A 21,628-nucleotide genomic window follows, 5' to 3' on the forward strand; every position below is an offset into this window, starting at 1 on the left:
TAAATCTCCGATAAAAAGTCTATTTACTAACGCCCTTACCGTAAAAGCAAGCCCATTCAGTCTTAATAAACTCAAAATTAGTCTTCATTCCAAATAATGATTCTGAATGACCAATATAAAGATAAGACTTTGGTCCCATAGCATCATAGAAATGATTTATTACGGCAAGCTGAGCCGGCTCATCAAAGTAAATAAGAACATTACGACAGAATACAACATCAAGGTTTCGGGCACCGGAATCATTCTTAAGGTTATGATAGTCAAAATGGATTGTTTTCTTGATTTCATCCTTAATCTGATAACCGCCATCTACCTTCGTAAAGTATTTTGACAGATAGTTCTCAGGTACTCCATCAACACGTGCTTCCGGATAAAATCCCTGCTGTGCAGTCATGATAGACTTGAGGGAAATATCAGAAGCTGTAATATGGAAATTAAAATCTGGAGGGCAGATCTCCTTCATAATCATAGCAATTGTGTATGGCTCTTCTCCAGTAGAACATCCGGCACTCCATATTTTAATTGTATGGTCGCTGGATGTCTTTTTATTTTCAATTACATGTGGAATTACATAATTCACAAACGAATCAAAATGCGGCTGGTTTCTGAAGAAACGTGTAAGATTAGTCGTTACGGCATCGAGCATAATCTTCATTTCTTCCGGGTCTTTAGAAATCAGTTCATAATATTCCTGAGGCGTATTAAGATTTTTCTTACGAAGCATTTCTTTAATACGACTGTCGAGAATAGATCTGTTCGTAGCCGAGAAAGTGATTCCGCTTTCATCATAGATTACTTTGCGGAACAATTCGTAGTCGGCATCGGTAAGTACGTCTAACATAAATTATATTATACACGAGAATTTTGTAATTGTAAAAAAATTTATTATTTATTTGTTATTTTAGTACTAACGCTGAATTCGGCCAGATCCATTACCTGCGGCAAGTTTTTCAACCTCATCTACGCTTACCATGTTGTAGTCGCCTTCGATAGTGTGCTTGAGACAGCTTGCAGCTACTGCAAATTCTACAGCATCCTGAGTTGATTTACCGTTGAGCAGAGAGTAAATAAGACCACCGCCAAAGCTGTCACCACCACCAACACGGTCTACGATATACATTTCGTATTCCTTGCTGAAGCAGTAATCCTTTCCATCATAAAGAAGAGCAGCCCAGTTATTGCGGTTTGCATTGATAGAAGTTCTGAGAGTAATTGCTACCTTCTGGAAACCAAACTTATCTGCAAGCTGCTTTGCAACAGATTTATAGCCTTCCTTGTTGAGTTTACCGCCAGTAATATCTGTATTTTCAGCTTCAATTCCGAATACGTCTTTTGCATCTTCCTCGTTAGAAATACAAACATCTACATACTGACAAATCTGAGTCATAGCTTCGCGGGCCTGCTCACGAGTCCAGAGTTTTCCGCGGTAGTTGAGGTCGCAGCTTACAGTAGCACCAGCAGCCTTTGCAGCCTTGCAGGCTTCAATACAAATCTGAACAAGGTTACCGCCGAGAGCAGGTGTAATTCCTGTAAGATGAAACCATTTACAGTCCTTAAAGATTTCAGTCCAGTTAAAGTCTTCCGGCTTTGCTTCTGCAATAGAAGAATGAGCACGATCGTAGATACACTTTGAACCACGCTGACTTGCTCCACGTTCGTTGTAATAAATACCTACACGGTCGCCACCACGGGCAATATAGTTTGTGTTTACACCAAAGCGGCGGAGCGAGTTTATTGCAGCCTGACCAATTTCATGTTTTGGAAGCTTTGTTACATAATAAGCATCCAGGCCATAATTAGCGAGAGAAACAGCAACGTTAGCCTCTCCACCACCAAAAGTTGAAGTCATTTTATCTACCTGAACAAAACGGAAATATCCTTCCGGTTCAAGTCTCAGCATAATTTCACCAAATGTAACTACTTTCATATTTATCTCCTTCATGTCATCCCGAACTTGTTTCGAGATCTTACCCTCTAATTTCCTTAACAATTGCAGCAGCCTCGCGGGTCAGCTTTTCAATTTCTGCAAAATTACCGGCGTTAATCAAATCACCCTTCACCATCCAGCTTCCGCCACATGCAAGAATCTTGTCACAGGCAAGGTAGTCGCGAACGTTAGTTGCATTGATTCCACCAGTCGGCATGAACTTCATCATAGTATATGGAGCACTCATAGCCTTAATCATCTTAAGTCCACCGGCATTTTCTGCAGGGAAGAATTTTACAACATCAAGACCAAAACCAAGAGCAGCTTCAAGTTCAGAAGGAGTCATAATACCAGGAGTAATCGGATATCCCTTTTTAACACAATAATCAACAACCTTAGGATTAAGACCAGGACTAACAATAAACTTAGCACCGGCACCAATTGCACGATCTACCTGATCTATAGTAAGAACAGTTCCAGCTCCGACAAACATCTCAGGGAACTTTTTAGAAATAGCACGAATGCTTTCTTCAGCCGCATCTGTACGGAAAGTAACCTCTGCACAAGGAAGACCGCCCTTAATAAGAGCTTCTGCCAATGGTTCAGCATCACTCACCTTATTCAAAACAACAACAGGAACAATCCCAGTTGCTCCAATCTGCTTTAATGTATCATTCATAAATGCCTCTTATTGCTTTATGTAATATACTAGTATTCTAGTTACACTTATTCTAACACGTTATGAGGAGAATGTCATCAGTAAATTATCGTATATGCTTATCTTAAAGCCTTACCGTCAGAAAAAGCCTTGCCCACTGCTTCACCAAGAACATTGTAATTATGGGCTACCGGATCATAGCAGATTGGCTTAAGCTTAGATGCATCAATTTTACCGTCTGTAAGTACAGCCTCATCAGCACTCACGTTTATAATATTTCCTACAATATAATCACTGTCATCGCTCATCTGAGCAACCTCACACTCAAGAACCATAGGAAGTTCATTAAGAACCGGCGCATCAACAAACTCAGACTTTGTAACAGTAAAGCCTGCCTTTTTAATTTTATCAGGCTCAGTATTGCCGCTGACAATTCCAAAATAGTCACATTCCTTTACGTGTGCAGCATCAGCAATACTCACTGTAAAAGCACGGCGGGCAGCAATGTTCTTAGTAGTTTTATGACTCTTATCAAGACAGATTCCAATCTGATTTGTATCGTGAATTCCCCCCCAGGCAGCATTCATTGCATCCGGATTTCCATTTTCATCATAAGTTGCAATAATCAAAACCGGCATAGGATAAAGATAAGTCTGTTTTCCAAAATTCTTTTTCATGGTTACCTCGTTTTTTAAGTTATTATATTTTAGACTATGGAGCTTGTGACGTCAAATAGGATTTTTTTATGTATGAGGGGGAAGTCTCCCCCTGGCTCCAGCCCGCATTCGCGGTCTTCCGCCACCCCCTCTGCGGGGGACACCCCCGCAACGCCCCCCATTTAACTTCTGACAGATTATTAAATTACAGACATCTTAATGGCTGCAGGTTTTGCCGTTACAGTCGCAGACCTCCTGTCTGCTCCTTCCACGGCGCCTGCGTTCACTTTCGAGCACCTCCTGTGCCCGAATCTGAAAAAATGCTGCTCCACTGCTCGCATTTTTTCAGACCGCTCACTCCGTTTCAAAACCTGCAGCAGCCAGTTTTCAGAACTCCAAAAGTTTAAAGCAAAAAAAAAGACTTTCTGAAATCTCAGAAAGTCTTTAGTTAGCGGCTGCTGCAGGTTTTGAACCTGCGACACATGGATTAACAGTCCATTGCTCTACCAGCTGAGCTAAGCAACCGTTTGTTCATTGCTGAACGTGAATATTACTATATTGAAATCGCATCTTAGTGTCAATAGGAATAAATAGATTTTTTGTATTTTTTTTCGATTTTATGATATAATTTTTATATGATCAAAGCAGATATCAGGAAAGAAATTAAAAGCCGTATTTCAGCTCTGTCGGCAGAAGAGTTAAAAGCTCAGTCTGAAGTTCTCTGTAAAAATATTCTCGAATCAAAAGACTTCTCGCGCTGCACTACCCTGCTTGGCTATATGCCTTTACCAGATGAAGCAGATATAACACCTGTAATTCAGGCGGCACTTTCAAAAGGCAAAAAGATATTTCTGCCTAAAGTATTTACAGGCACATCTAAGATGGAGTTCTACCTTTACGATAACACGACCAATACACAGACAGGTAATTTTGGGATAACTGAACCTGGTGGTGAAACTCTCAGTTTTACAAAATTTCTTGAACAGCTTTCCATACAGCAGTATTCACCGGCTGCTCATTCGTCAAATTATGTCGATATTGATGAACACGACCAGCCTGTAGAACATATTCTTGTTCTGGTTCCAGGCCGCGCCTTTACAAAGAATGGAAAAAGAATTGGACGTGGAAAAGGCTTTTATGACATTTATTTTTCACATGTGCCGTTAGTTTTTGACATAAAAAAATCCGGCGTGTGTCTGGAATGTCAACTTTTCGAAAACCTTCCAACAACGCCGGATGATATTTTAATGGATAGTCTTTATTGCGGACAATCCTAAGCCGACCCTTTCGGCCCGGTTTTTAACGAATTTCCGATTATTACTATTTCTGGAGAATAAACTCAACGCGTCTGTTCTTCCAGTTGTTATCCTTATCCTTAGGATTTACAACAGGTCTTGTACCACCCATACCCTCTGTAGAAAGAGCAGCAGCACTTACACCCTTCTTTGTAAGGTATGCCTTGATTGCATCTGCACGTTCCTTAGAAAGAGGCATTGAAGCACGTCCCCATTCCTGAGGATTATCTACAGTCTCTTCATTAGGATTATCAGTAATCTTATTAGCATGTCCTACGATTGTAACCTTGTAGTCCTTGAACTTCTTGAGGATTTCTGCAATACGGTTCAAAACCTTAAGATTGTTTTCAACCTTTGATGCATCAAGTTTAGCATTAGAAGTCTGGAAGTTAGCAGCATCAGATTCGAAGATAATAGAAGGAACTGCCATCTTCAAAAGGTTACCATCACGGATAACAAGAACATCAACAGGAATTACACCGTTTACAGTAGAAGTCATTCCAAGGTTATCAGTTACAGTAAATGCATAAGGATAGTCCATAGCAGACTGTACGCGCTCAGCATTTCCGTTTGCATCTTTCTGAACATTACTCAAACCGTCCCAGATAATACGTTCTGTAATCTGGCTCTTTCCAGAAGTCTTCCAGAAGTCTTTTCCTCTAGGATCTTTGATTGTAAATGACCAGCTCTTAATCTTAGCTTTAGTTGAACCAGAAAGTTTGATGTAAAGATCATCATCTACACCATCGTTATCCGGGCTGAAGTATTCAGGAGCAGTTTTTACACTGAGTTTTGGAGCTGTAGCAGTACAGATAAATGGAGATGAAACTGCACTTACCTTATTACCAGTAATGTAAACAATTTCAAGAGTTCCTGTGAAAGTTCCTTCGCAGGCAACACCGTCTTTTCCAGCACCATTCCAGTTGATTACAGCAGGAAGATTTGCACTGTCTTTTTCTGAAAGACCGTAAACACTTGTTCCGTCTTCCTTACGAACATCAAAGTTCCATGCCTTAATATTATCTGTTACAGATGTACGGATATCAAACTTCTGAACATCAAGTGTACCATCGTTATTAGGAGAGATTCCTTCGTATTCAGCAGTGATATAAGCCTTTGTTTCGCGGTTATCAAGAGTGATTCCCTTAAGTTCTGTAGAGAAGCTGTTTCCAGCATCATCAGTTGAGAAAATCACGATATTATACTTTCCGTCTGCAGCCATATTACCAGCTTCATCAGTTCCATCCCATGTAAAGTTGTCTTTGCTTCCATTCCAAGAGAACTTCTTAACAGCCTTATCTTTTGAATTACGAACTTCTGCATTCCAGAGTTTTTCTGCAGTACTTTCCTTTATTGAAACAGGAATTGTCTTCTGTGCACCATTTCCATTAGGTGAGAATGAATTCCATGCTGTTTCTGCAACAAGGTTAGGAGCTGCTGTATCAAGTTCAAAATTCTGAGTAGAAGCAGATGCAGTAGAACCGTTTACAGCCTTTATAGAAAGCTGTGCTGAATATGTTCCATCAGGACAAAGAAGTTTTGCTGAATCTTTTCCATCCCATACAAAGTTTACAGGAAGCTTTTTATCTTCTTTTACAGAATAAACTGTATTACCCTTCTTATCGCGGATAATGAAATCATAAGCAGATACATCTTTTGTAGCAGTTACAGGAGTAAATGTAATTGTATCTTTTACTTTGTTGCCATTTGGAGAGAATGCAGTATCAGACATAGCAAGAAGCAGCTGAGCTTCTGTAGTATCAAAAGTTACAAAGTCAGTAGTCTGGCTCTTTCCAGTATTTCCAGCAAGGTCAGTTCCTGTCAAAACAAAGCGGTACTGTCCCTTATCTGCGATATTTCCTTCAGAAGAAATACCGTTCCATACAACTTCAGTTGGAGGATACTCACCAAAATCATAAGATCTTACAACTTTACCGTCTGCATTCTGAATTTCACCAATCCATGAAGGAACAGCAGCACCATCAGAAGGAACAGGAGAAATCTTAAAGATTACAGAATCCTTTGAACCGGCACCAAATACCTTTTCAGAAGCTGAGATCTGAGCAGAAGGCTTGTCTGTATCAAGAACAAGCACTGGAGAAGAAATAGGAGCAGGCTCATATCCATTCAGATATTTTGCAGTAACAACAGCCTGATATTTACCGTCCTTAAGCTGTTTTCCATTATCATCATTACCATCAAATACAATAGAAGAAGGTGGAACAGCACCATTATTAGACTGATTATATGTACGAACTGTCTTTCCGGCAGAATCTTTTACTGTAACAGCCCATTCAACAAGCTTATTTCCGCTCTTTTCTTCTGGAACAGGAATTGAAACATCAAGAGTAACAGCAGAAGTCTTGCTGTCTGTTTTTGGAGAGAAGTAGCGTGAGCCCTGTACATAAAGATTTGTAGCAGGCTTTTCAGCAGAATAGATGATGTTTGTGATTGATGCAGGAAGTGAAGTATTTCCCGCACGGTCTGTAGCAGAGATTTCATAAGAGTAAACACCATCATAAACCTGAGCATCTGTATCATCAGTACCCTTCCACTGGAATTCTGCAGGTTCTGCATTTACCCACTTTACAGTTTTTACAACTTTACCATCGGCAGCACGGAACAAACCAACCCATTCATCTTCAACAGAACCAGTCTGTTTGATTCTGAGGGCAGCCTTTGCACCTTCACCAAAAATCTTGTCTCCAGGCTGAGAAAGCTCTACATCAGGAGCAACTGTATCAACTACAACCTCATATTCCTTTGTTTTACCGGTATTACCGTTATCATCAGTTGCAGTAATATAATAGAAATAATTGCCGTCTGGAGCAGTTTCACCATTGTTCATTGCACCATTCCAGACAACAGTTTCTGGAACTGTAACGCCCTGTTTTGGTGTAAAAAGCTGCTTAAAGAAAGCCTTAAAAGTCATCTTTGTAGGACGAGCAATCTTATTTTCAATAGTACGAACAATGTTATGGTTTGAATCCATAATAACAAGGCTCCAGCCCTGAACATAACGCTTATCCGAAATCTTCATAGGAATTGCAAGTTCATCCTGAATACCATCATTATTTGGAGAAATATATTTTGGTTCTGCAACTGCAAATACCGTAACTGCGGCCATAAGAAGGCCGGAAATTAAAATTTTCTTATCCATCATTAAAACTCCTTTTTACCTTCTTAAATTATTCCTTTTCATCCCATACTGTAATCTTAGGAGGCTCATTATCAGCCATACCAAGATCAATATCTACACCAGCAGATACAGCATGTACTGTTTTATAAAGATTCTTGTAGCCGGCAGAAACTGTCATTTCACTCTGGCTCCAGCCATTATCTTCAAGATACTGATTGTTTTTTACGTCGAAAGAGAACTTAAAGAGGAAGGCAATTGAAGGAATAAAATTGTTTTTACCCTTAATTACCTCTGCCATATTGAACTTTTCACCTACACTGATGATGAATGCATCCTTAAAGGCAACCTGTGCATTAAAATCAACAATAAAATTCTGGAAGCAAGGTACTGAAAAATCAAGTCCAAGACCGATTTTTGCAATTTCTGTATTAAGGATTGTACCTGCAGCACCAGCTTTAAGAGTAGCAAGTGTCGGATATGGTGTATTCTGGGCTTCTTCATCAATTCCCCAGCGATCTACATCACTATACATCTTACCAAGATTAAGCACTGAAGCTCCAATACGGAAATCACTGAAAGGCCCAAGATTTCCCCAGTTATAAAGGGCACCAAAATCTGCATACAAAGACCAGTCATTACCATAAGTCCATGCATAACCACCACCAGCATTAAGACCAATGCTAAGTTTATCAGTTATCTCTTTTGCAAGGCCAGCCTTTAAATTAAGTGATTTTCCAAGATGCATTTCCTTAAACTGTGCAAAAGTGCCGTTCATATTACCACTAAAAATAAACATCTTAAATGGAATAAGAATACCAGTCTGAAAAGAAGCACCAAGCTGTGTTTCATTCTCTTTATTTGCTGAATAAAGGAAAGTATAACCTGCTGTAAGGTTTACTCTCTGTTCTCCAGCAATAAGTGCAGGATTTACAAGGATAGAATCTGCATTAGCATCGAACAAAGCTCCTCCAGAAACAGACTTTGCTCCAGAAAGACTTAACGGATTTCCAAGAAGTGTCAAATCTTCTCCACCAGCAGGTGGATTGTAAGAATATGCAGAAGTCACAAGCAGGGCAGCTGCAAAGAACGTAAATAAGATTTTTTTCATAAAAAACTCCTTCACAACAAAAACAACGCAGCTCAAAAAAGGCAACGTTTTTATCATTTTTTTAAATAATTATATGCCTAAATTAAAACGACATCAAGTTATCTTGAATTATTGCAGTTTTTACCATATTATAATATGTATGGACAGTACGAAAAAATCTTCAGAAAGCGCAGCATCTAAAAAGCCTGTAGAAAAAGAGAGTTTCTTCCAGTCGCTGCTTTCTTCATTATTCAAATCCTCAAATCCCGAGGCAGAGAAAAAACGTCGTCTCAAAAATCTTGCAAAAACAATTTCTAAAACAAAATATCACAGCTTCTATCGTCCGGCTTCCGGCGAAATGCTTGCCCCATTCGGAAAGCTTATTTTTGATTTATACAAGGCAATTTCTTCTGCTCAGTTATATTTCAGAAATACTCAGAACCCGGCAATCTTTAAGCGTCAGATTATAAATTTCGTTCTCTCAGAAAATCAGCTTGCCCTTCTGGATGATCTTGATGAACAGAAAATCCTTGAACTTGCAAGAACCGTTCCTTTTGGAAAGCTTCAGCAGGATATTGAGCACAAGCTTCAGGTTTTCACAAATGATTTTAACGAAACCCGCGCCGCTAAAGCAGACAGCCTTGAAAAAGCCTTTTCTGTTTTCCAGGATTTCTGTGAATTCGATTATTATATGATTCTTAAGAAGTTTGATTCTTCTTATCAGGAATTCTCATTTAATGCTGTTCCTCGTCTTGAAAAAGTAAACGCAGAATATATTCTTGATGATCTCAAGGATTTCCTTGCAGTTGCCTACAGCATTACCGACGATTCAATTGACTGGTCTATTCTTTTTGAAATGTTCAAAACAACTCAGAGCCGTGAACTTGTTTCACTCGGAAACTGGAAAAAGATTATTGCAAAAATGAAGAACATTCAGTCTTCAAAATCTTTAGACCTGATTATCCAGCATATTTCAGAAGATTTTGCATATGAAACAAAGACTTCATATCATCATGACTCTGTAATTGAACCATATATCGACAAGATTGAAACTGATACAAGAAATCTTCTGGCAAAAATTGAAACAGAACAGAAGGAATCTAAGGCTTCTTCTATCTGTATGCAGATTTTTGGAACTGCAAGTCCACAGAGCCTTAAGTTCTACACAGCAGAATTCAATGCACCTCTTGAAAAGAAAGGTCTTTCAGTTCTTGAATACACAGAGCCTCTTAACTTCCTCAAGGCATTCCTTGTAGAATTTGTAAAGAAAGCTATCCGTGAATATTATGATGTAGTTGTAATCCGCGGTCAGTGGGACGCTACCCTTTCCGCTCCTATGTCAAATGCCTATCAGGAACTGCTTAAACTTTCTGATGAAGTAACTTCTTTTGATGAAATGATGGCAGAAGAAGGCCCTATGGGAATTAAGGTAAAAACACTTTTACCTAAGACTGCCCATGATGCTGGTGCTGAAAATATCATAAACCGCGTAGTTTCAGATGCAAATGAAACAGCACGCGGCTATATTATTCAGGGAACTCAGAACCTTATTACAATTGGAAAGACAATCAAACAACTTATAGAAGATTATGTTCTTCCAAAGCCATTACTTGTAGCTAACTGGAAAGAGCTGGAAAAATTCTTTGAGATTCCTCTCAAAGAATTCAGCGTAGACATTTATAAAAAGATTTATCTTTTCGTACAATTAATGCAGAATTACATCAATTAACCGTCATTGCGATCGTAGCGAAGCAATCCATTATAGATTGCCACGTCGCTATCGCTCCTCGCAATGACAAGAACTTTAACGCATTGCCTGCATCTTATTACTGATGCGGGTACCAATCACCTGAATCACTTCAACCAGCACAAGAATAATAACTACCGCGCCAATCATATACTCAACGCGGTAACGCTGGTATCCGTAACGGATGGCAACATCACCAAGTCCGCCGCCACCAACAGTTCCAGCCATTGCTGAATAACCAATAAGATTTATGATTGTAAGGGTAATTCCATTTACAATAGAAGGAAGTGCTTCCGGAAGAAGAATCTTAAAGATAACCTGCTTATCTGTTGAACCCATAGAACGAGCAGCAGCAATTACTCCAGGATCAACTTCTTTAAGGCTTGATTCAATTACGCGGGCAACAAAAGGTGCTGCTGCAATTGTAAGCGGTACAATAGAAGCTTTTGTTCCAATCGCAGTATGAACGATTATACGTGTAAACGGAAACAAAAGAATTACGAGAATTACAAATGGAATTGCACGAAGGATATTGATTATTACCGAAAGCACCTGATTCAAAAACTTATGAGGTCTCAGACCGGCAGCAGGATCGCTTGTGCACAAAAGAATTCCGAGAGGGATTCCAATAATCATACTAAATATAGTAGAAAACAGAACCATTACGAGAGTCTGCCAGGTTGCAGTTCCAATTACAGAAAGATATTTTACCAATGCCGGATTCATATTACACACCTGCCTTTTCTACTATTATATTCTGATTGCGAAGATACTCGAGAGCTTCTGAAACCTGGAATCCTGAAAAATCTACAATCATCTTACCAATATCACCATCTGTAAGATGCTGAACACCAGCCGCACGAATATTGAACTCAACATCAAACTTTTTAGCTACATTGCTCAAAACAGGAGCACCCTGCTTTTCACTTGGGAAGCTCAGTTCATATTCACCGCCTTCCTGACTCCAGCGTACAATATTAGAGCCGTCTGAAGGCTTACGGTCTGTACCAATATGAGAAATAAAGTCTTTTGTTACAGGACTCTTTGGATTTAAGAAAATATCATTTACAGATCCAAGTTCAACAAGCTTACCTTCATTGATTACAGCAACCTGACTGCAGGCATCACGTACTACTTCCATCTGATGAGTAATCATAACTACAGTAAGATTCATCTGACTCTGGATTTTTCTGATAAGATTCAAGATTGATGTTGTTGTCTGAGGATCAAGAGCAGAAGTTGCTTCATCACAGAATAGAATATCCGGCTTGTTTGCAAGGGCACGAGCAATAGCAATTCTCTGTTTCTGTCCACCGCTCAAAGTGCTTATGCGGGCATCCTTACGGTCTGAAAGTTCAACCAGTTCAAGAAGTTCATCTACACGGCAGTTAATTTCGTCCTTTGGAACTCCACAAATTTCCATAGGATATGCTATATTCTGACCTGCCGAACGCGAAGAAAAAAGGTTGAAGTTCTGAAAAATCATACCAATTCTGCGGCGGCGCATTACAAGCTCTTTTTCACTGAGGTTGTCTACTCGTTCTCCGTCATATAAAACTTCGCCGGAATCCGGCTTTTCCATCATACTGATAAGACGTACAAGGGAAGATTTTCCCGCACCACTCTTTCCGATAATTCCAAAAATCTGATTAGAAGGAATTTTAAGGGATATGTCATTTACAGCAGCAACCTTTGAAAGCCCGTCTGCCGAGTTATAAACCCTTACTAGATTGTTTAATTCTATATGCATTCTTCTATTATATTAAATCTCGCCATTCCTCGCAATTCCCGTCATTCCGAGTCATTGCGAGGAGCGTAGCGACGTGGCAATCTATTAAATGGATTGCTTCGCTTCGCTCGCAATGACGATAATTTTCTTATTTTTTCCTAAACTATTTTTTTCAGATTCCGATATTTTGTATAAGGTGGCCGGTGGATTTGCCGGTGCAAAGAGGAAAAATATGGAACAGAAAAAAACATTATGGATTATTGCCGCAGTCGGCGTATTCTTGCTGGTAGTTTTGGGAGTACCAGCTATTTTACATTATCCTTCAAGAAATCCCGTTCCCGCTTATGCAAGCATTTCTCCAGTAGAAAAGAAAACTTCTAAAGACGGATGGACAAAACCATCTGCTGATGTAACTGCACCAACAACACTTCCTCAGGATGTAGCAGCAACAAAAGTAAACGAGCTGGTTGTTCTTGCTGACAACGCAACTGTTTACGCACAGAATACAGATAAACCTGCTGATAATGGTACAACAATTGATTTGAATGCACTTAAAAATGAAATTGTAGCAGAAACTCAGAATCAGGCTCCAAGTCAGCCACAGAATATTAACATTACAGTAAATATTCCAGAGCCAAAAGAAGAAGTAAAGGTTACTCCAAAGTCAGAACCTAAATCCGAGCCTAAATATGTTGCAAAAGCAGAACCTGTTGAAAATAATGTAAAGGTAGTTCAGAAAGCTGAAGCTAAAGCTGCAACTAAAGCTACAAAAACAAACGCACAGGCTAATGCAAATACAAAGAAATCTGCAGCAGCCCCTGCTCCTAAGGCAGAGCCTAAGAAAACTCAGTACTGGGTACAGGTTGCCGCTTACAGCAATAAAAAAGGTGCAGAAGGAGCCCGCTCAATTCTTGATGAAAACAAGATTCCTTCTGATATCTTTACTTACAGAGACAACAAGGATAAGCTTTACTACCGTGTTCGTGTAGGACCTTACACTACAAAGAGTGAAGCTGAATACTGGCGTACTCGTATTATTAAAATCAGTGATATTGATAATGCGAATGACAGTTATATAACAAGTACAACAATCTAACAAAAAAATAAATATACGAAATCTTTTAATTTGAGGTGCTGTCGCCGAAAAACGACTCGCTTCGCAGGGACGAAAAAGATGCTCAGCGAGGTCGTTTTTCTACTTCGCACCTCAAATTATATAAACCTGCCTTTTTTGTTTTTAACAGTTTTTTCAAAATATTTTCTGAAATCATTTCCTTTTTTATTTAACTTTATACTATTTATATTATGTGAAAAAATTATTTATAACTTTTATGCTTTTAATTGCCTGGGGTGCTTTTGGGGCAGCGGAATCTTTTAAGCTTGAACTTTATGGCGACTCTCAGAAGACTGGCGGGCTGAGACTTTCTGTTCCTCTTATAGATTTAAGAACTGTAATTCAGCCGGATAAGTACAATTTTGGAATACAGCTTTCAACTTCAAAATTTATTAAAAAACTCCCTGTAGAAGTAAAGTTCGGAAATCTTTCTGCTTCAGGTTCTCTCTCAAGATTAAACTCTCCGGAATTAAGCAGCAGTACTTCCCCATTCTCTAATGGAATTATTTCCACAACAGGATTAACCGCAAGTCTTCCCGGATACACAAGTTTTTCAAAAGCTGAAAGCACTTTTTTACAGATAAAAACAAATCAGCTGACAACGCATCCTTTTACAATGTATCTGAATTTATGGTTTTCGCCGGATAATCCTGATCCGGTATTCTCTGCAATGATTTATGACAAGTTTTTTGATAACCGATTAATTATCAGTTCATCTTTCACAACAGGACGATTTATGTATGAAGCAAACGACAGTTCATCCTGGTTTCTTGACAATCCATATTATATGGCAGATGCCCATTCCTGTTCATTGATTCAGTTTTCTGCTGAAATAAAAAACAAAACAAGAAAGAATTCCATTTATACAGGATTTATGACTGCCATTTATGAAAGTCCCTTTGGTCCTTTAACAGCTGCATATAGATTAGACCTTAAACTTTCTATAAAGCACACTGATTTTTATGCATCAGCATTTCTTAATCAATATGAAGATATACTCACAAGTTCTGCAAAACTGCTTAGCCCCAGTGTTCAATTAAAGTGCGGTTTTCTTACCAAAAAGCCTGTTCCTGCTAAAAATCAAAAACTCTATTTTATAAAAACCGGGGCCAATATTTATTCCAGAATCAACCTTACAAAACCGGAACATCCGCTCAGGCTGAATGCAGGTTTTCAACTTACTTCGGATATCACTACCCTTTCACTTTCCGTTTCCGGAAATGCAAAATTACTGGCGGTCTCTGCGGAGCTGCCGCCGGAAGATATAAGTTTTACTTCTATTTCAATGCAGTTTAAAAACTCCTGGTATTTAAAAACTTTCACACCAGGCATAACCCTTTCTGCAGAAAAGAGATTTGATGATTCTTCAGACAGTGATTCCGGGAAAATGAAATATAAAGCACAGCTGAATTTAACAAATAATTCAAGGCATAAAATAAGCGGTAACTGTGCCTTCAGTTTCTCATCAAAAGATAAAGAAATAACAGATAAGAAATTTTCAGCAGGCCTTACCTGCAGAATGAACATAAAAGCCGTTACGATAATCGGAAAACTTACAATTTCAAGTTTATATCTTGAATAGAACTTATTTTTTCATTAAAATAACGTGATACTATAATCTAAGGAATAATTTTTTTAAAAGAGGTATTAATATGGCTTGGGATATTTCAAAAGTAAGAAATATCGGTATCAGTGCCCACATTGACTCTGGAAAGACAACAACTTCAGAACGTATCTTGTTCTACTGTAACAAGATTCACGCAATTCACGAAGTTCGTGGTAAGGACGGTGTTGGTGCTGTAATGGATAACATGGAACTGGAGCGTGAGCGTGGTATCACAATTCAGTCTGCTGCTACTCAGGTTCAGTGGAAAGACTACACAATCAACCTTATCGACACACCGGGTCACGTTGACTTTACTGTAGAAGTTGAACGTTCCCTTCGCGTTTTGGACGGCGCTATCATGATTCTTTGTGCCGTTGCCGGTGTTCAGTCTCAGTCAATCACTGTAGACCGCCAGCTCAAGCGTTACCATGTACCACGTGTTGCATTTGTAAACAAGTGTGACCGTCAGGGTGCTAACCCAGTTCGCGTTCGCATGCAGCTTCGCGAAAAGCTCGGTTTGAACGCATATATGATGGAGCTCCCAATTGGTCTTGAAGACAAACTCGAAGGTGTTGTAGATCTCGTTGCTATGAAGGCTATCTACTTCGACGGACCAAACGGTGAAGACCTCCGCATTGCAGAAATTCCTGCAAACATGACTGCAGATGCAGAAAAATACCGCGAAGAACTCCTCGACGCAGCTTCTATGTTCGATGATTCTTTGATGGAAGAAATCATGGAAAAGGGTTACGATGGAGTTGCAGAAGACAAGATTATCGCTGCTATCCGTAAGGGAACTCTTGCTGAACAGTTCGTAGGTGTATTCTGTGGTTCAGCTCACGTAAACAAAGGTATTCAGCCTCTTCTCGACGCTGTAGTACGCTACCTCCCAGCTCCAAACGAAGTACGCAACGTTGCTCTCGACCTCGATAACAACGAAGCTGAAGTAGAACTTGAATCAGTTGATAACAAACCTTGTGTTGCACTTGGTTTCAAACTTGATGATGGTCAGTACGGTCAGCTTACATATACTCGTGTTTACCAGGGTAAGATTAAGAAGGGTGAAGAACTCTATAACACACGTAACAAGAAGAGATTCAAGGTTGGACGTCTTGTTCGTATGAACTCTGCTCAGATGGAAGATATCAACGAAGGTTGTGCAGGTGATATCGTAGCACTCTTCGGTGTTGACTGTGCATCTGGTGATACATTCGTAAGCGGTGGAGTAAACTACTCTATGGCTTCTATGTACGTTCCAGAGCCTGTAATTTCTTTGTCTATTACTCCAAAAGACAAACAGGCTTCTATGCAGATGTCTAAGGCTCTTAACCGCTTTACTAAGGAAGACCCTACATTCCGCGTATACACAGACCCAGAATCAAATGAAACAATCATTAAGGGTATGGGTGAGCTTCACCTTGAAGTATACGTTGAACGTATGAAGCGCGAATACAACTGTGAAGTTATCACTGGTAAACCACAGGTTGCATACCGCGAATCTATCACTACAACTGGTGACTTCAACTACACACATAAAAAGCAGACTGGTGGTTCTGGACAGTACGGTCGTGTTGCCGGATTCATGGAACCAGATTCTGAGAAAGACTACGAGTTCGTAGACGCAATTAAGGGTGGTGCTATTCCTAACGAATACATCCCTTCTTGTGATAAAGGTTTCCAGAAGGCTATGAAGGAAGGTTCTTTGATTGGAGCTCCTATCGTAGGTGTTAAGATCACAATTAATGATGGTCAGTACCACCCAGTAGACTCTAACGATAACGCATTCCAGATTGCTGCTATTGGTGCTTTCCGCGAAGGTTACATGAAGGCTAAGCCTGTAATCCTCGAACCAATCATGAAGGTACAGATGACTGCACCTACTGAGTTCCAGGGTAACCTCTTCGGTCTTATCAACCAGCGCCGTGGTGTAATCGTTGATTCAACTGATGAAAACAACACTTCTACAGTAAACGCAGAAGTTCCACTTTCAGAAATGTTCGGATTCTCTACTATCCTCCGTTCTTCAACTCAGGGTAAGGGTGAGTTCACAATGGAATTCCTTAAGTATGGTAAGGTTCCAAACAACGTATCTGAAGAACTTCAGGCTAAATACAAGGAAGAAAAAGCAGCTGGTAAGAAATAATTAATTTCTAACCACTGATACAAAGGCGACTTGGTTTTTCCAGGTCGCCTTTTTTTATTTTTATTTATTTGCTTTATATCAATTCATAGTTTAGAATAGAGGAAGTGATCAGATATCTGATTTAAAAACATTTATGCACCTCAGGAGGTCGACTATGAATAAGAAAGATTTAATCGCTCACAGCCCTGTGAGATATTTTGATGTGACAAATGCAGGTTTAAAAGACGGTGAAATGGGACTCATAACAGCTAAAAAAGGTCTTGGAAAGACTTCTATTCTGGTTCAGTTTGGAATTGACAGCCTTCTCAACGACAAAGCTCTCGTTCATGTTTCTTTTGACCAGCAGTCATCTAATGTAATTGCCTGGTATTCAAGTGTTCTTGCTGAAATTGCTAAAAAGAAGAGTTTGAACCTTGATGATGTAAATGAAGAAATTGTACGCAACCGCACAATTCTGAACTTTAATCAGGAAACATTCACTCTTCCAAAGGTTGTAAACACACTCAAGGCTCTTAAAGACGGAGGTACATCAATTGCTTCTGTAGTTGTAGATGGTCTTGATATGAACAAAACTTCTGCAGACGACATCAAATGCTTTGGAGATTTCATCAAAAAAGAAAAGATGACTGCATGGTTCAGCTTTACAAATGAAGCTGCAGACCTTAAGGGAACACTTGCTGCAGATAAGCTTGATAACTTTGCAACAGTTGCACACCTTGCTGCAGAAGGAAAAGTTCTTTCTCTTGCAATTCTTAAGAATGGAGAAGGTAAAGTTAGTCTTGATGCAAAAACTTTGCTTATGACTAAATCATAAAATATGATGCTGAATTAAGTTCAGCTGACGCGTCACCCCGAACTCGTTTCGGGGTCTTTTTTTTTAAAAAAAAGTGCACTTTTTTTATCTCCCGGGTGTCTAAATACATGTAAACAAACTCATACAAAGGGAGATAATTTTATGAAAAAACTTACTACTATTCTTACTATTGCTGCAGCTGCACTTATGTTTTCAAGCTGTATTATTGTTGGAGCTGATGACCTTCCAGATGTAATTATTGAAGAAAAAACAAATACTCCAAAACCTTCAAACCCACAGCCGGAGCCAGAACCAATTTACTATCACAGTATTACATGTAAAAACCAGACTTCGTATACAGTTACAGACTGGTGTGTAAAAAAGGACAACATTGTTACTTATCCAAAATCTGGTTATAACCGCTCTATTCGTTCTGGCGGAGAAGACATGATTTTGGATCTTCCAGAAGGATACTACAAGGTATACTTCTCTTTTGAAGATACATACCAGCTTAATCCAAGTGATTATTACAGCAGCGAAAGCATTTACCTTAACAAGGATGTAATCTACACTCTGTATGAGCGTCAGGTTACAGTTGCCTGTCGTGCCGCTGGTACATCAGATAAACCTCAGTTGTATCTTGCAGGTTCTGATGGAACTGAAATTGATTTAGTGAGTGAGTAAAAAACAAAGCAGCATTTTGCATAGCAAAATGCTGCTTTATATGCTACAATTAGGCTCAAGGAGCACAAAATGAAAAAGATATTTCCAATACTTCTAGTAACAATGATATTAGATCTCTTTTCGAGTTGTATTCTTGTATTACCGGAACATACATTGTATTTTTATAACGATACTAAAAACGAATATGTATATGACTGGTATCTGAAAGATTTAGATGGAACTGAATATGCAGTCTCAAGTGGTTATTGTGAAGTTGGACCTGGCGAATATGATTATATTTCAAATTTGAAAGAAAATTGCTACCAAGTTTGGTTCTGCGAAAAAATAACTCAAGATAAAGACTATTATTGGCATACTGATAATTATTTTGAACTTAATAGTGATGCAACATTCTATTTAAGTAATACAAAAACATACTCAGGAAGTCCTCGATCTGCAGTTTCTGAAAATAATAACTTTGAAAATAATTATGTCCTTAAAGATTCAAAAGGAAATGTATACAAATTAGTCCGCGACTAACGGGGGCGTTGCGGGGGAACTCCCCCGCAGGGTAGGTAGCGGAAAACGCCACAGGCGGTTGAAGCGAGGGAGGTGCCCCTCCCTACACTACCATAAAATCTGAACTATAAATCCTGGCGCTGATCGTCCTTCCATGGGAAGAGGAAGCTGCGGATTGGGCGAGGACCGAGGATGTCGCGGTCTTCGGCAATTAAATCGTCCCAAGGAATCTGGCGGCGTTCTTTTTTTGTTTTCAGTTCAGGATGCTCTTCCAGATAATCATATTTATAAAGAAGAATGCGAAGTGCATTGGTATTTGCAATAAGAATACCTGTCATTGAAGGAAAGAATCCGATTGCAACTACTGACAGAACCAGAAGAATAAGATTATAAAGTCCCATCAAAAGTGTAAAACCGGTATTATCGAAGAGGATTATAAAGCTCTTCTTAAAGCATTTTCTGAAGTTGTTGTGCATAAGGGCACGGATAGGAATGAACCACTGCATTGCAAGCAGATAGAAGAAATCTACCCAGAAAATTGCACAACCAAGCGCAAATCCCAAAAGTGTACCAGATTCAACTATATAATATCTGATTGAAAAACTTGATACGAGGAAAACTCCGGCATTCATAAGGCCGAACAGTGCGCCGTCTTTTATTGCTCCTGGAATTGCCTTGAAGAAATCGAGCATATGGATTCCTTCGAAGTTTGCAATATGTGCAGCTGAATCACTGTAAGCTACAATAAGAATAGAAAGAAATACTGCACCAAAAATTAAAGCAAGAAGAACGAAGATTTCTGACTGTGTATTTGCAGCAAGACCATTCAAAAGAACTATACCAATTCCTGAAAAAAGGAAAACGAGATTTGCCATAATAACTGAAAGAAGGTTGTCCCAGCCATCACAGAAATTCTTTTTAATAATAAAACCAAACATATTTAAAATTTAACAATTATTACTATTAAATACAAGAAGATTTCGTGGTAAAATAATGTTATGGACGTAAATTCTTCTATTTCACTACTTTCTAACATTCATTCTATTACAGCTGATTTTCTTACTGAAAGGCTTAAAAATAAGGGGTTTCCGGAATTTGCTTCTTCTCATGGAAATATTCTTTTTCAGCTCAGTGTTAATGAAAAAATGACTATGGGAGATCTGGCTGAAAAAATTAACCGCGATAAGTCTACAACTACTGTGCTAGTAAGAAAACTTGAGGCTGAAGGATTCATTACAGGAGAACCAGACCCGTCAGACAAACGCAGCCGAATAATCTATCTTGCAGATAAAGGCAAACAGTTTAACTCAATTGCACAGGAACTTTCGAAAGAACTTCTGGATACATTTTACAAGGACTTTTCTGATACAGAAAAAGAGAAGTTTTTTAAATCTCTGCTAAAAATCAAAAAGAATTTCTCACAGTGCACACAGAGATAATATATCCAGTTATTTAATACTTCGTGTCCTCTTTTGCTCTGTGAGGAATTTTTTACCGGTCACTTGACTCTACTTTTATATAAAAATATATTATACACATGAAAAAGATAATTTTATTTACAACTATTTTTGCAGCAATCCTTTCTATGGGATTTGCTAAGGCTAAAAAAACTGACAAAACTTCTATTGCAGTTTTTGTTCCAGGAATTATTGATGACAGTCCTGTTTATAACATGCTTGTTCAGGGGGTAAAAGCCGCTGTTGAAGAAAAGAATCAGAATCTTTCTAAAAAAGAAAAGGTTAATCTTTTTATTATGGAAGCTGGTACTAACCAGGCTGAATGGGGTGCAAAGATTACAGCTCTTTGTGCTGAACAGAAATATGATGTAATTATTTCTTCTAACCCTTCTCTTCCAGACCTTGTTGAACCAATTCTTAAATCATTCCCAAAACAGAAGTTTATTCTGATGGACGCAACTAAAGAAGGAAATCAGAACATTCATACTATCTGTTACAATCAGTATGAGCAGTCTTATCTTACCGGTTATATCGGCGGACTTATGTCTAAAAGCCATAAGCTTGCTTTGATTGCAGCTCAGGAATATCCTGTTATGAATAACATTATTCTTCCTTATTTTGAAAAGGGTGCAAAGGCTGCAAACGCTGATTCTACTGTAGACTTTAGAATTGTAGGAAACTGGTATGATGCAACAAAGGGTGCAGAAATTGCAGATGCTGTTGCAAAGAAAGGTGTTGATGTAATTCTTCCTATCTGTGGCGGTGCTTCTCAGGGTGTTATAACTTCTGCTGTAAATAATGGAATTTATGTTACATGGTTTGATGACAATGGCTTTGCAAAAGCTCCTGGAACTATTATTTCTTCCAGTGTTATGAAGCAGAAGGAAATGTCTTATAATGTAACTAAGGAATTTATTGAAGGTAATACTCCTTGGGGAACAGCTAAAATGGTTGGAATAAAAGAAGGTTTTGTTGATTTTGTTCAGGATGATCCGAACTATATCAAAGCCGTTCCGGCTGACATCAGAGAGAAAATGAAGAACCTTTTGGATGATATTCGTTCAGGAAAAACAGAGATAAAATAGATAATAGATT

General features: G+C 38.9%; 19 protein-coding genes and 1 tRNA gene. 10 read left to right on the forward strand and 10 right to left on the reverse strand.

Annotation, left to right across the window (positions count from 1 at the left end; genetic code table 11):
• Positions 1-19: 19 nt before the first annotated feature.
• The 5 genes from AABJ44_RS11320 to AABJ44_RS11340 all read right to left on the reverse strand — a co-directional run bounded on the left by AABJ44_RS11320 (position 20) and on the right by AABJ44_RS11340 (position 3,766).
• Positions 20-841 (reverse strand): CheR family methyltransferase, encoded by an 822-nt coding sequence (locus AABJ44_RS11320; protein WP_074642419.1) that lies wholly within the window; start codon positions 839-841, stop codon positions 20-22.
• Between the two features lie 66 nt (positions 842-907).
• A complete protein-coding gene (locus AABJ44_RS11325) occupies positions 908-1,927 on the reverse strand; it encodes a sugar kinase (protein WP_074642417.1) in 1,020 nt (339 codons plus the stop codon).
• Between the two features lie 40 nt (positions 1,928-1,967).
• The gene (locus tag AABJ44_RS11330) at positions 1,968-2,606 is read right to left on the reverse strand and encodes a bifunctional 4-hydroxy-2-oxoglutarate aldolase/2-dehydro-3-deoxy-phosphogluconate aldolase (protein WP_074642414.1); all 639 of its coding nucleotides are present in this window, start codon (positions 2,604-2,606) and stop codon (positions 1,968-1,970) included.
• 98 nt (positions 2,607-2,704) lie between these two features.
• A complete protein-coding gene (locus AABJ44_RS11335) occupies positions 2,705-3,262 on the reverse strand; it encodes a flavin reductase family protein (RefSeq protein WP_074642412.1) in 558 nt (185 codons plus the stop codon).
• A gap of 431 nt (positions 3,263-3,693) precedes the next feature.
• Positions 3,694-3,766 (reverse strand) — tRNA-Asn (locus tag AABJ44_RS11340).
• Positions 3,767-3,876: 110 nt separating this feature from the next.
• Here AABJ44_RS11340 and AABJ44_RS11345 point away from each other — a divergent pair.
• The gene (locus AABJ44_RS11345) at positions 3,877-4,518 is read left to right on the forward strand and encodes a 5-formyltetrahydrofolate cyclo-ligase (protein WP_338369171.1); all 642 of its coding nucleotides are present in this window, start codon (positions 3,877-3,879) and stop codon (positions 4,516-4,518) included.
• A 43-nt stretch (positions 4,519-4,561) separates the two neighbouring features.
• Here the strand turns inward: AABJ44_RS11345 and AABJ44_RS11350 are convergent, their stop codons facing one another.
• Both AABJ44_RS11350 and AABJ44_RS11355 read right to left on the reverse strand, forming a co-directional pair.
• Complete coding sequence (locus AABJ44_RS11350) at positions 4,562-7,699, reverse strand: FlgD immunoglobulin-like domain containing protein (protein ID WP_338369172.1); 3,138 nt, start codon at positions 7,697-7,699, stop codon at positions 4,562-4,564.
• Positions 7,700-7,724: 25 nt separating this feature from the next.
• Positions 7,725-8,783 (reverse strand): PorV/PorQ family protein, encoded by a 1,059-nt coding sequence (locus AABJ44_RS11355; RefSeq protein WP_338369173.1) that lies wholly within the window; start codon positions 8,781-8,783, stop codon positions 7,725-7,727.
• A 139-nt stretch (positions 8,784-8,922) separates the two neighbouring features.
• On the opposite strand from AABJ44_RS11355, the gene AABJ44_RS11360 reads away from it, so the two are divergent.
• Positions 8,923-10,491, forward strand: coding sequence for a hypothetical protein (locus AABJ44_RS11360; protein ID WP_338369174.1), 1,569 nt, complete (start codon positions 8,923-8,925; stop codon positions 10,489-10,491).
• Between the two features lie 75 nt (positions 10,492-10,566).
• Here AABJ44_RS11360 and AABJ44_RS11365 read toward each other — a convergent pair whose 3' ends face one another.
• Positions 10,567-11,235 (reverse strand): methionine ABC transporter permease, encoded by a 669-nt coding sequence (locus tag AABJ44_RS11365; RefSeq protein WP_074642398.1) that lies wholly within the window; start codon positions 11,233-11,235, stop codon positions 10,567-10,569.
• Between the two features lies 1 nt (position 11,236).
• The gene (locus tag AABJ44_RS11370) at positions 11,237-12,259 is read right to left on the reverse strand and encodes a methionine ABC transporter ATP-binding protein (protein WP_338369175.1); all 1,023 of its coding nucleotides are present in this window, start codon (positions 12,257-12,259) and stop codon (positions 11,237-11,239) included.
• Between the two features lie 211 nt (positions 12,260-12,470).
• On the opposite strand from AABJ44_RS11370, the gene AABJ44_RS11375 reads away from it, so the two are divergent.
• From AABJ44_RS11375 to AABJ44_RS11400, 6 genes are all read left to right on the forward strand, one after another.
• Positions 12,471-13,334 carry an SPOR domain-containing protein gene (locus tag AABJ44_RS11375; protein ID WP_338369176.1) on the forward strand — a complete coding sequence of 288 codons (864 nt, stop codon included), beginning with the start codon at positions 12,471-12,473 and terminating at the stop codon, positions 13,332-13,334.
• Positions 13,335-13,545: 211 nt separating this feature from the next.
• Positions 13,546-14,934 carry a hypothetical protein gene (locus AABJ44_RS11380; protein ID WP_338369177.1) on the forward strand — a complete coding sequence of 463 codons (1,389 nt, stop codon included), beginning with the start codon at positions 13,546-13,548 and terminating at the stop codon, positions 14,932-14,934.
• Positions 14,935-15,004: 70 nt separating this feature from the next.
• On the forward strand, positions 15,005-17,101 hold the full coding sequence (gene fusA / locus AABJ44_RS11385; protein ID WP_074642389.1) for an elongation factor G: 2,097 nt from the start codon (positions 15,005-15,007) through the stop codon (positions 17,099-17,101).
• Positions 17,102-17,255: 154 nt separating this feature from the next.
• On the forward strand, positions 17,256-17,915 hold the full coding sequence (locus AABJ44_RS11390) for a hypothetical protein (RefSeq protein WP_338369178.1): 660 nt from the start codon (positions 17,256-17,258) through the stop codon (positions 17,913-17,915).
• A gap of 141 nt (positions 17,916-18,056) precedes the next feature.
• Positions 18,057-18,578 (forward strand): hypothetical protein, encoded by a 522-nt coding sequence (locus tag AABJ44_RS11395; RefSeq protein ID WP_338369179.1) that lies wholly within the window; start codon positions 18,057-18,059, stop codon positions 18,576-18,578.
• Positions 18,579-18,647: 69 nt separating this feature from the next.
• A complete protein-coding gene (locus AABJ44_RS11400; RefSeq protein WP_338369180.1) occupies positions 18,648-19,097 on the forward strand; it encodes a hypothetical protein in 450 nt (149 codons plus the stop codon).
• A gap of 104 nt (positions 19,098-19,201) precedes the next feature.
• Here AABJ44_RS11400 and AABJ44_RS11405 read toward each other — a convergent pair whose 3' ends face one another.
• The gene (locus AABJ44_RS11405; protein WP_338369181.1) at positions 19,202-20,014 is read right to left on the reverse strand and encodes a YesL family protein; all 813 of its coding nucleotides are present in this window, start codon (positions 20,012-20,014) and stop codon (positions 19,202-19,204) included.
• Between the two features lie 60 nt (positions 20,015-20,074).
• Between AABJ44_RS11405 and AABJ44_RS11410 the strand changes: the two genes are divergently transcribed.
• Positions 20,075-20,515 carry a MarR family winged helix-turn-helix transcriptional regulator gene (locus tag AABJ44_RS11410; RefSeq protein ID WP_074642379.1) on the forward strand — a complete coding sequence of 147 codons (441 nt, stop codon included), beginning with the start codon at positions 20,075-20,077 and terminating at the stop codon, positions 20,513-20,515.
• Positions 20,516-20,613: 98 nt separating this feature from the next.
• Positions 20,614-21,618, forward strand: a complete 1,005-nt coding sequence (locus AABJ44_RS11415; RefSeq protein ID WP_338369182.1) for a BMP family ABC transporter substrate-binding protein — start codon at positions 20,614-20,616, stop codon at positions 21,616-21,618.
• Positions 21,619-21,628 lie beyond the last annotated feature (10 nt).

The sequence above is a fragment of the Treponema bryantii genome, from assembly GCF_036492245.1.
GTDB lineage: Bacteria > Spirochaetota > Spirochaetia > Treponematales > Treponemataceae > Treponema_D > Treponema_D bryantii_C.

Excerpts from the sequence above, each read along its gene's own strand:
- AABJ44_RS11320 (WP_074642419.1), bottom strand. The coding sequence starts at position 841 with ATGTTAGACGTACTTACCGATGCCGACTACGAATTGTTCCGCAAAGTA.
- AABJ44_RS11325 (WP_074642417.1), bottom strand. The coding sequence starts at position 1,927 with ATGAAAGTAGTTACATTTGGTGAAATTATGCTGAGACTTGAACCGGAA.
- AABJ44_RS11330 (WP_074642414.1), bottom strand. The coding sequence starts at position 2,606 with ATGAATGATACATTAAAGCAGATTGGAGCAACTGGGATTGTTCCTGTT.
- AABJ44_RS11335 (WP_074642412.1), bottom strand. The coding sequence starts at position 3,262 with ATGAAAAAGAATTTTGGAAAACAGACTTATCTTTATCCTATGCCGGTT.
- AABJ44_RS11345 (WP_338369171.1), top strand. The coding sequence starts at position 3,877 with ATGATCAAAGCAGATATCAGGAAAGAAATTAAAAGCCGTATTTCAGCT.
- AABJ44_RS11350 (WP_338369172.1), bottom strand. The coding sequence starts at position 7,699 with ATGATGGATAAGAAAATTTTAATTTCCGGCCTTCTTATGGCCGCAGTT.
- AABJ44_RS11355 (WP_338369173.1), bottom strand. The coding sequence starts at position 8,783 with ATGAAAAAAATCTTATTTACGTTCTTTGCAGCTGCCCTGCTTGTGACT.
- AABJ44_RS11360 (WP_338369174.1), top strand. The coding sequence starts at position 8,923 with ATGGACAGTACGAAAAAATCTTCAGAAAGCGCAGCATCTAAAAAGCCT.
- AABJ44_RS11365 (WP_074642398.1), bottom strand. The coding sequence starts at position 11,235 with ATGAATCCGGCATTGGTAAAATATCTTTCTGTAATTGGAACTGCAACC.
- AABJ44_RS11370 (WP_338369175.1), bottom strand. The coding sequence starts at position 12,259 with ATGCATATAGAATTAAACAATCTAGTAAGGGTTTATAACTCGGCAGAC.
- AABJ44_RS11375 (WP_338369176.1), top strand. The coding sequence starts at position 12,471 with ATGGAACAGAAAAAAACATTATGGATTATTGCCGCAGTCGGCGTATTC.
- fusA (WP_074642389.1), top strand. The coding sequence starts at position 15,005 with ATGGCTTGGGATATTTCAAAAGTAAGAAATATCGGTATCAGTGCCCAC.
- AABJ44_RS11390 (WP_338369178.1), top strand. The coding sequence starts at position 17,256 with ATGAATAAGAAAGATTTAATCGCTCACAGCCCTGTGAGATATTTTGAT.
- AABJ44_RS11395 (WP_338369179.1), top strand. The coding sequence starts at position 18,057 with ATGAAAAAACTTACTACTATTCTTACTATTGCTGCAGCTGCACTTATG.
- AABJ44_RS11400 (WP_338369180.1), top strand. The coding sequence starts at position 18,648 with ATGAAAAAGATATTTCCAATACTTCTAGTAACAATGATATTAGATCTC.
- AABJ44_RS11405 (WP_338369181.1), bottom strand. The coding sequence starts at position 20,014 with ATGTTTGGTTTTATTATTAAAAAGAATTTCTGTGATGGCTGGGACAAC.
- AABJ44_RS11410 (WP_074642379.1), top strand. The coding sequence starts at position 20,075 with ATGGACGTAAATTCTTCTATTTCACTACTTTCTAACATTCATTCTATT.
- AABJ44_RS11415 (WP_338369182.1), top strand. The coding sequence starts at position 20,614 with ATGAAAAAGATAATTTTATTTACAACTATTTTTGCAGCAATCCTTTCT.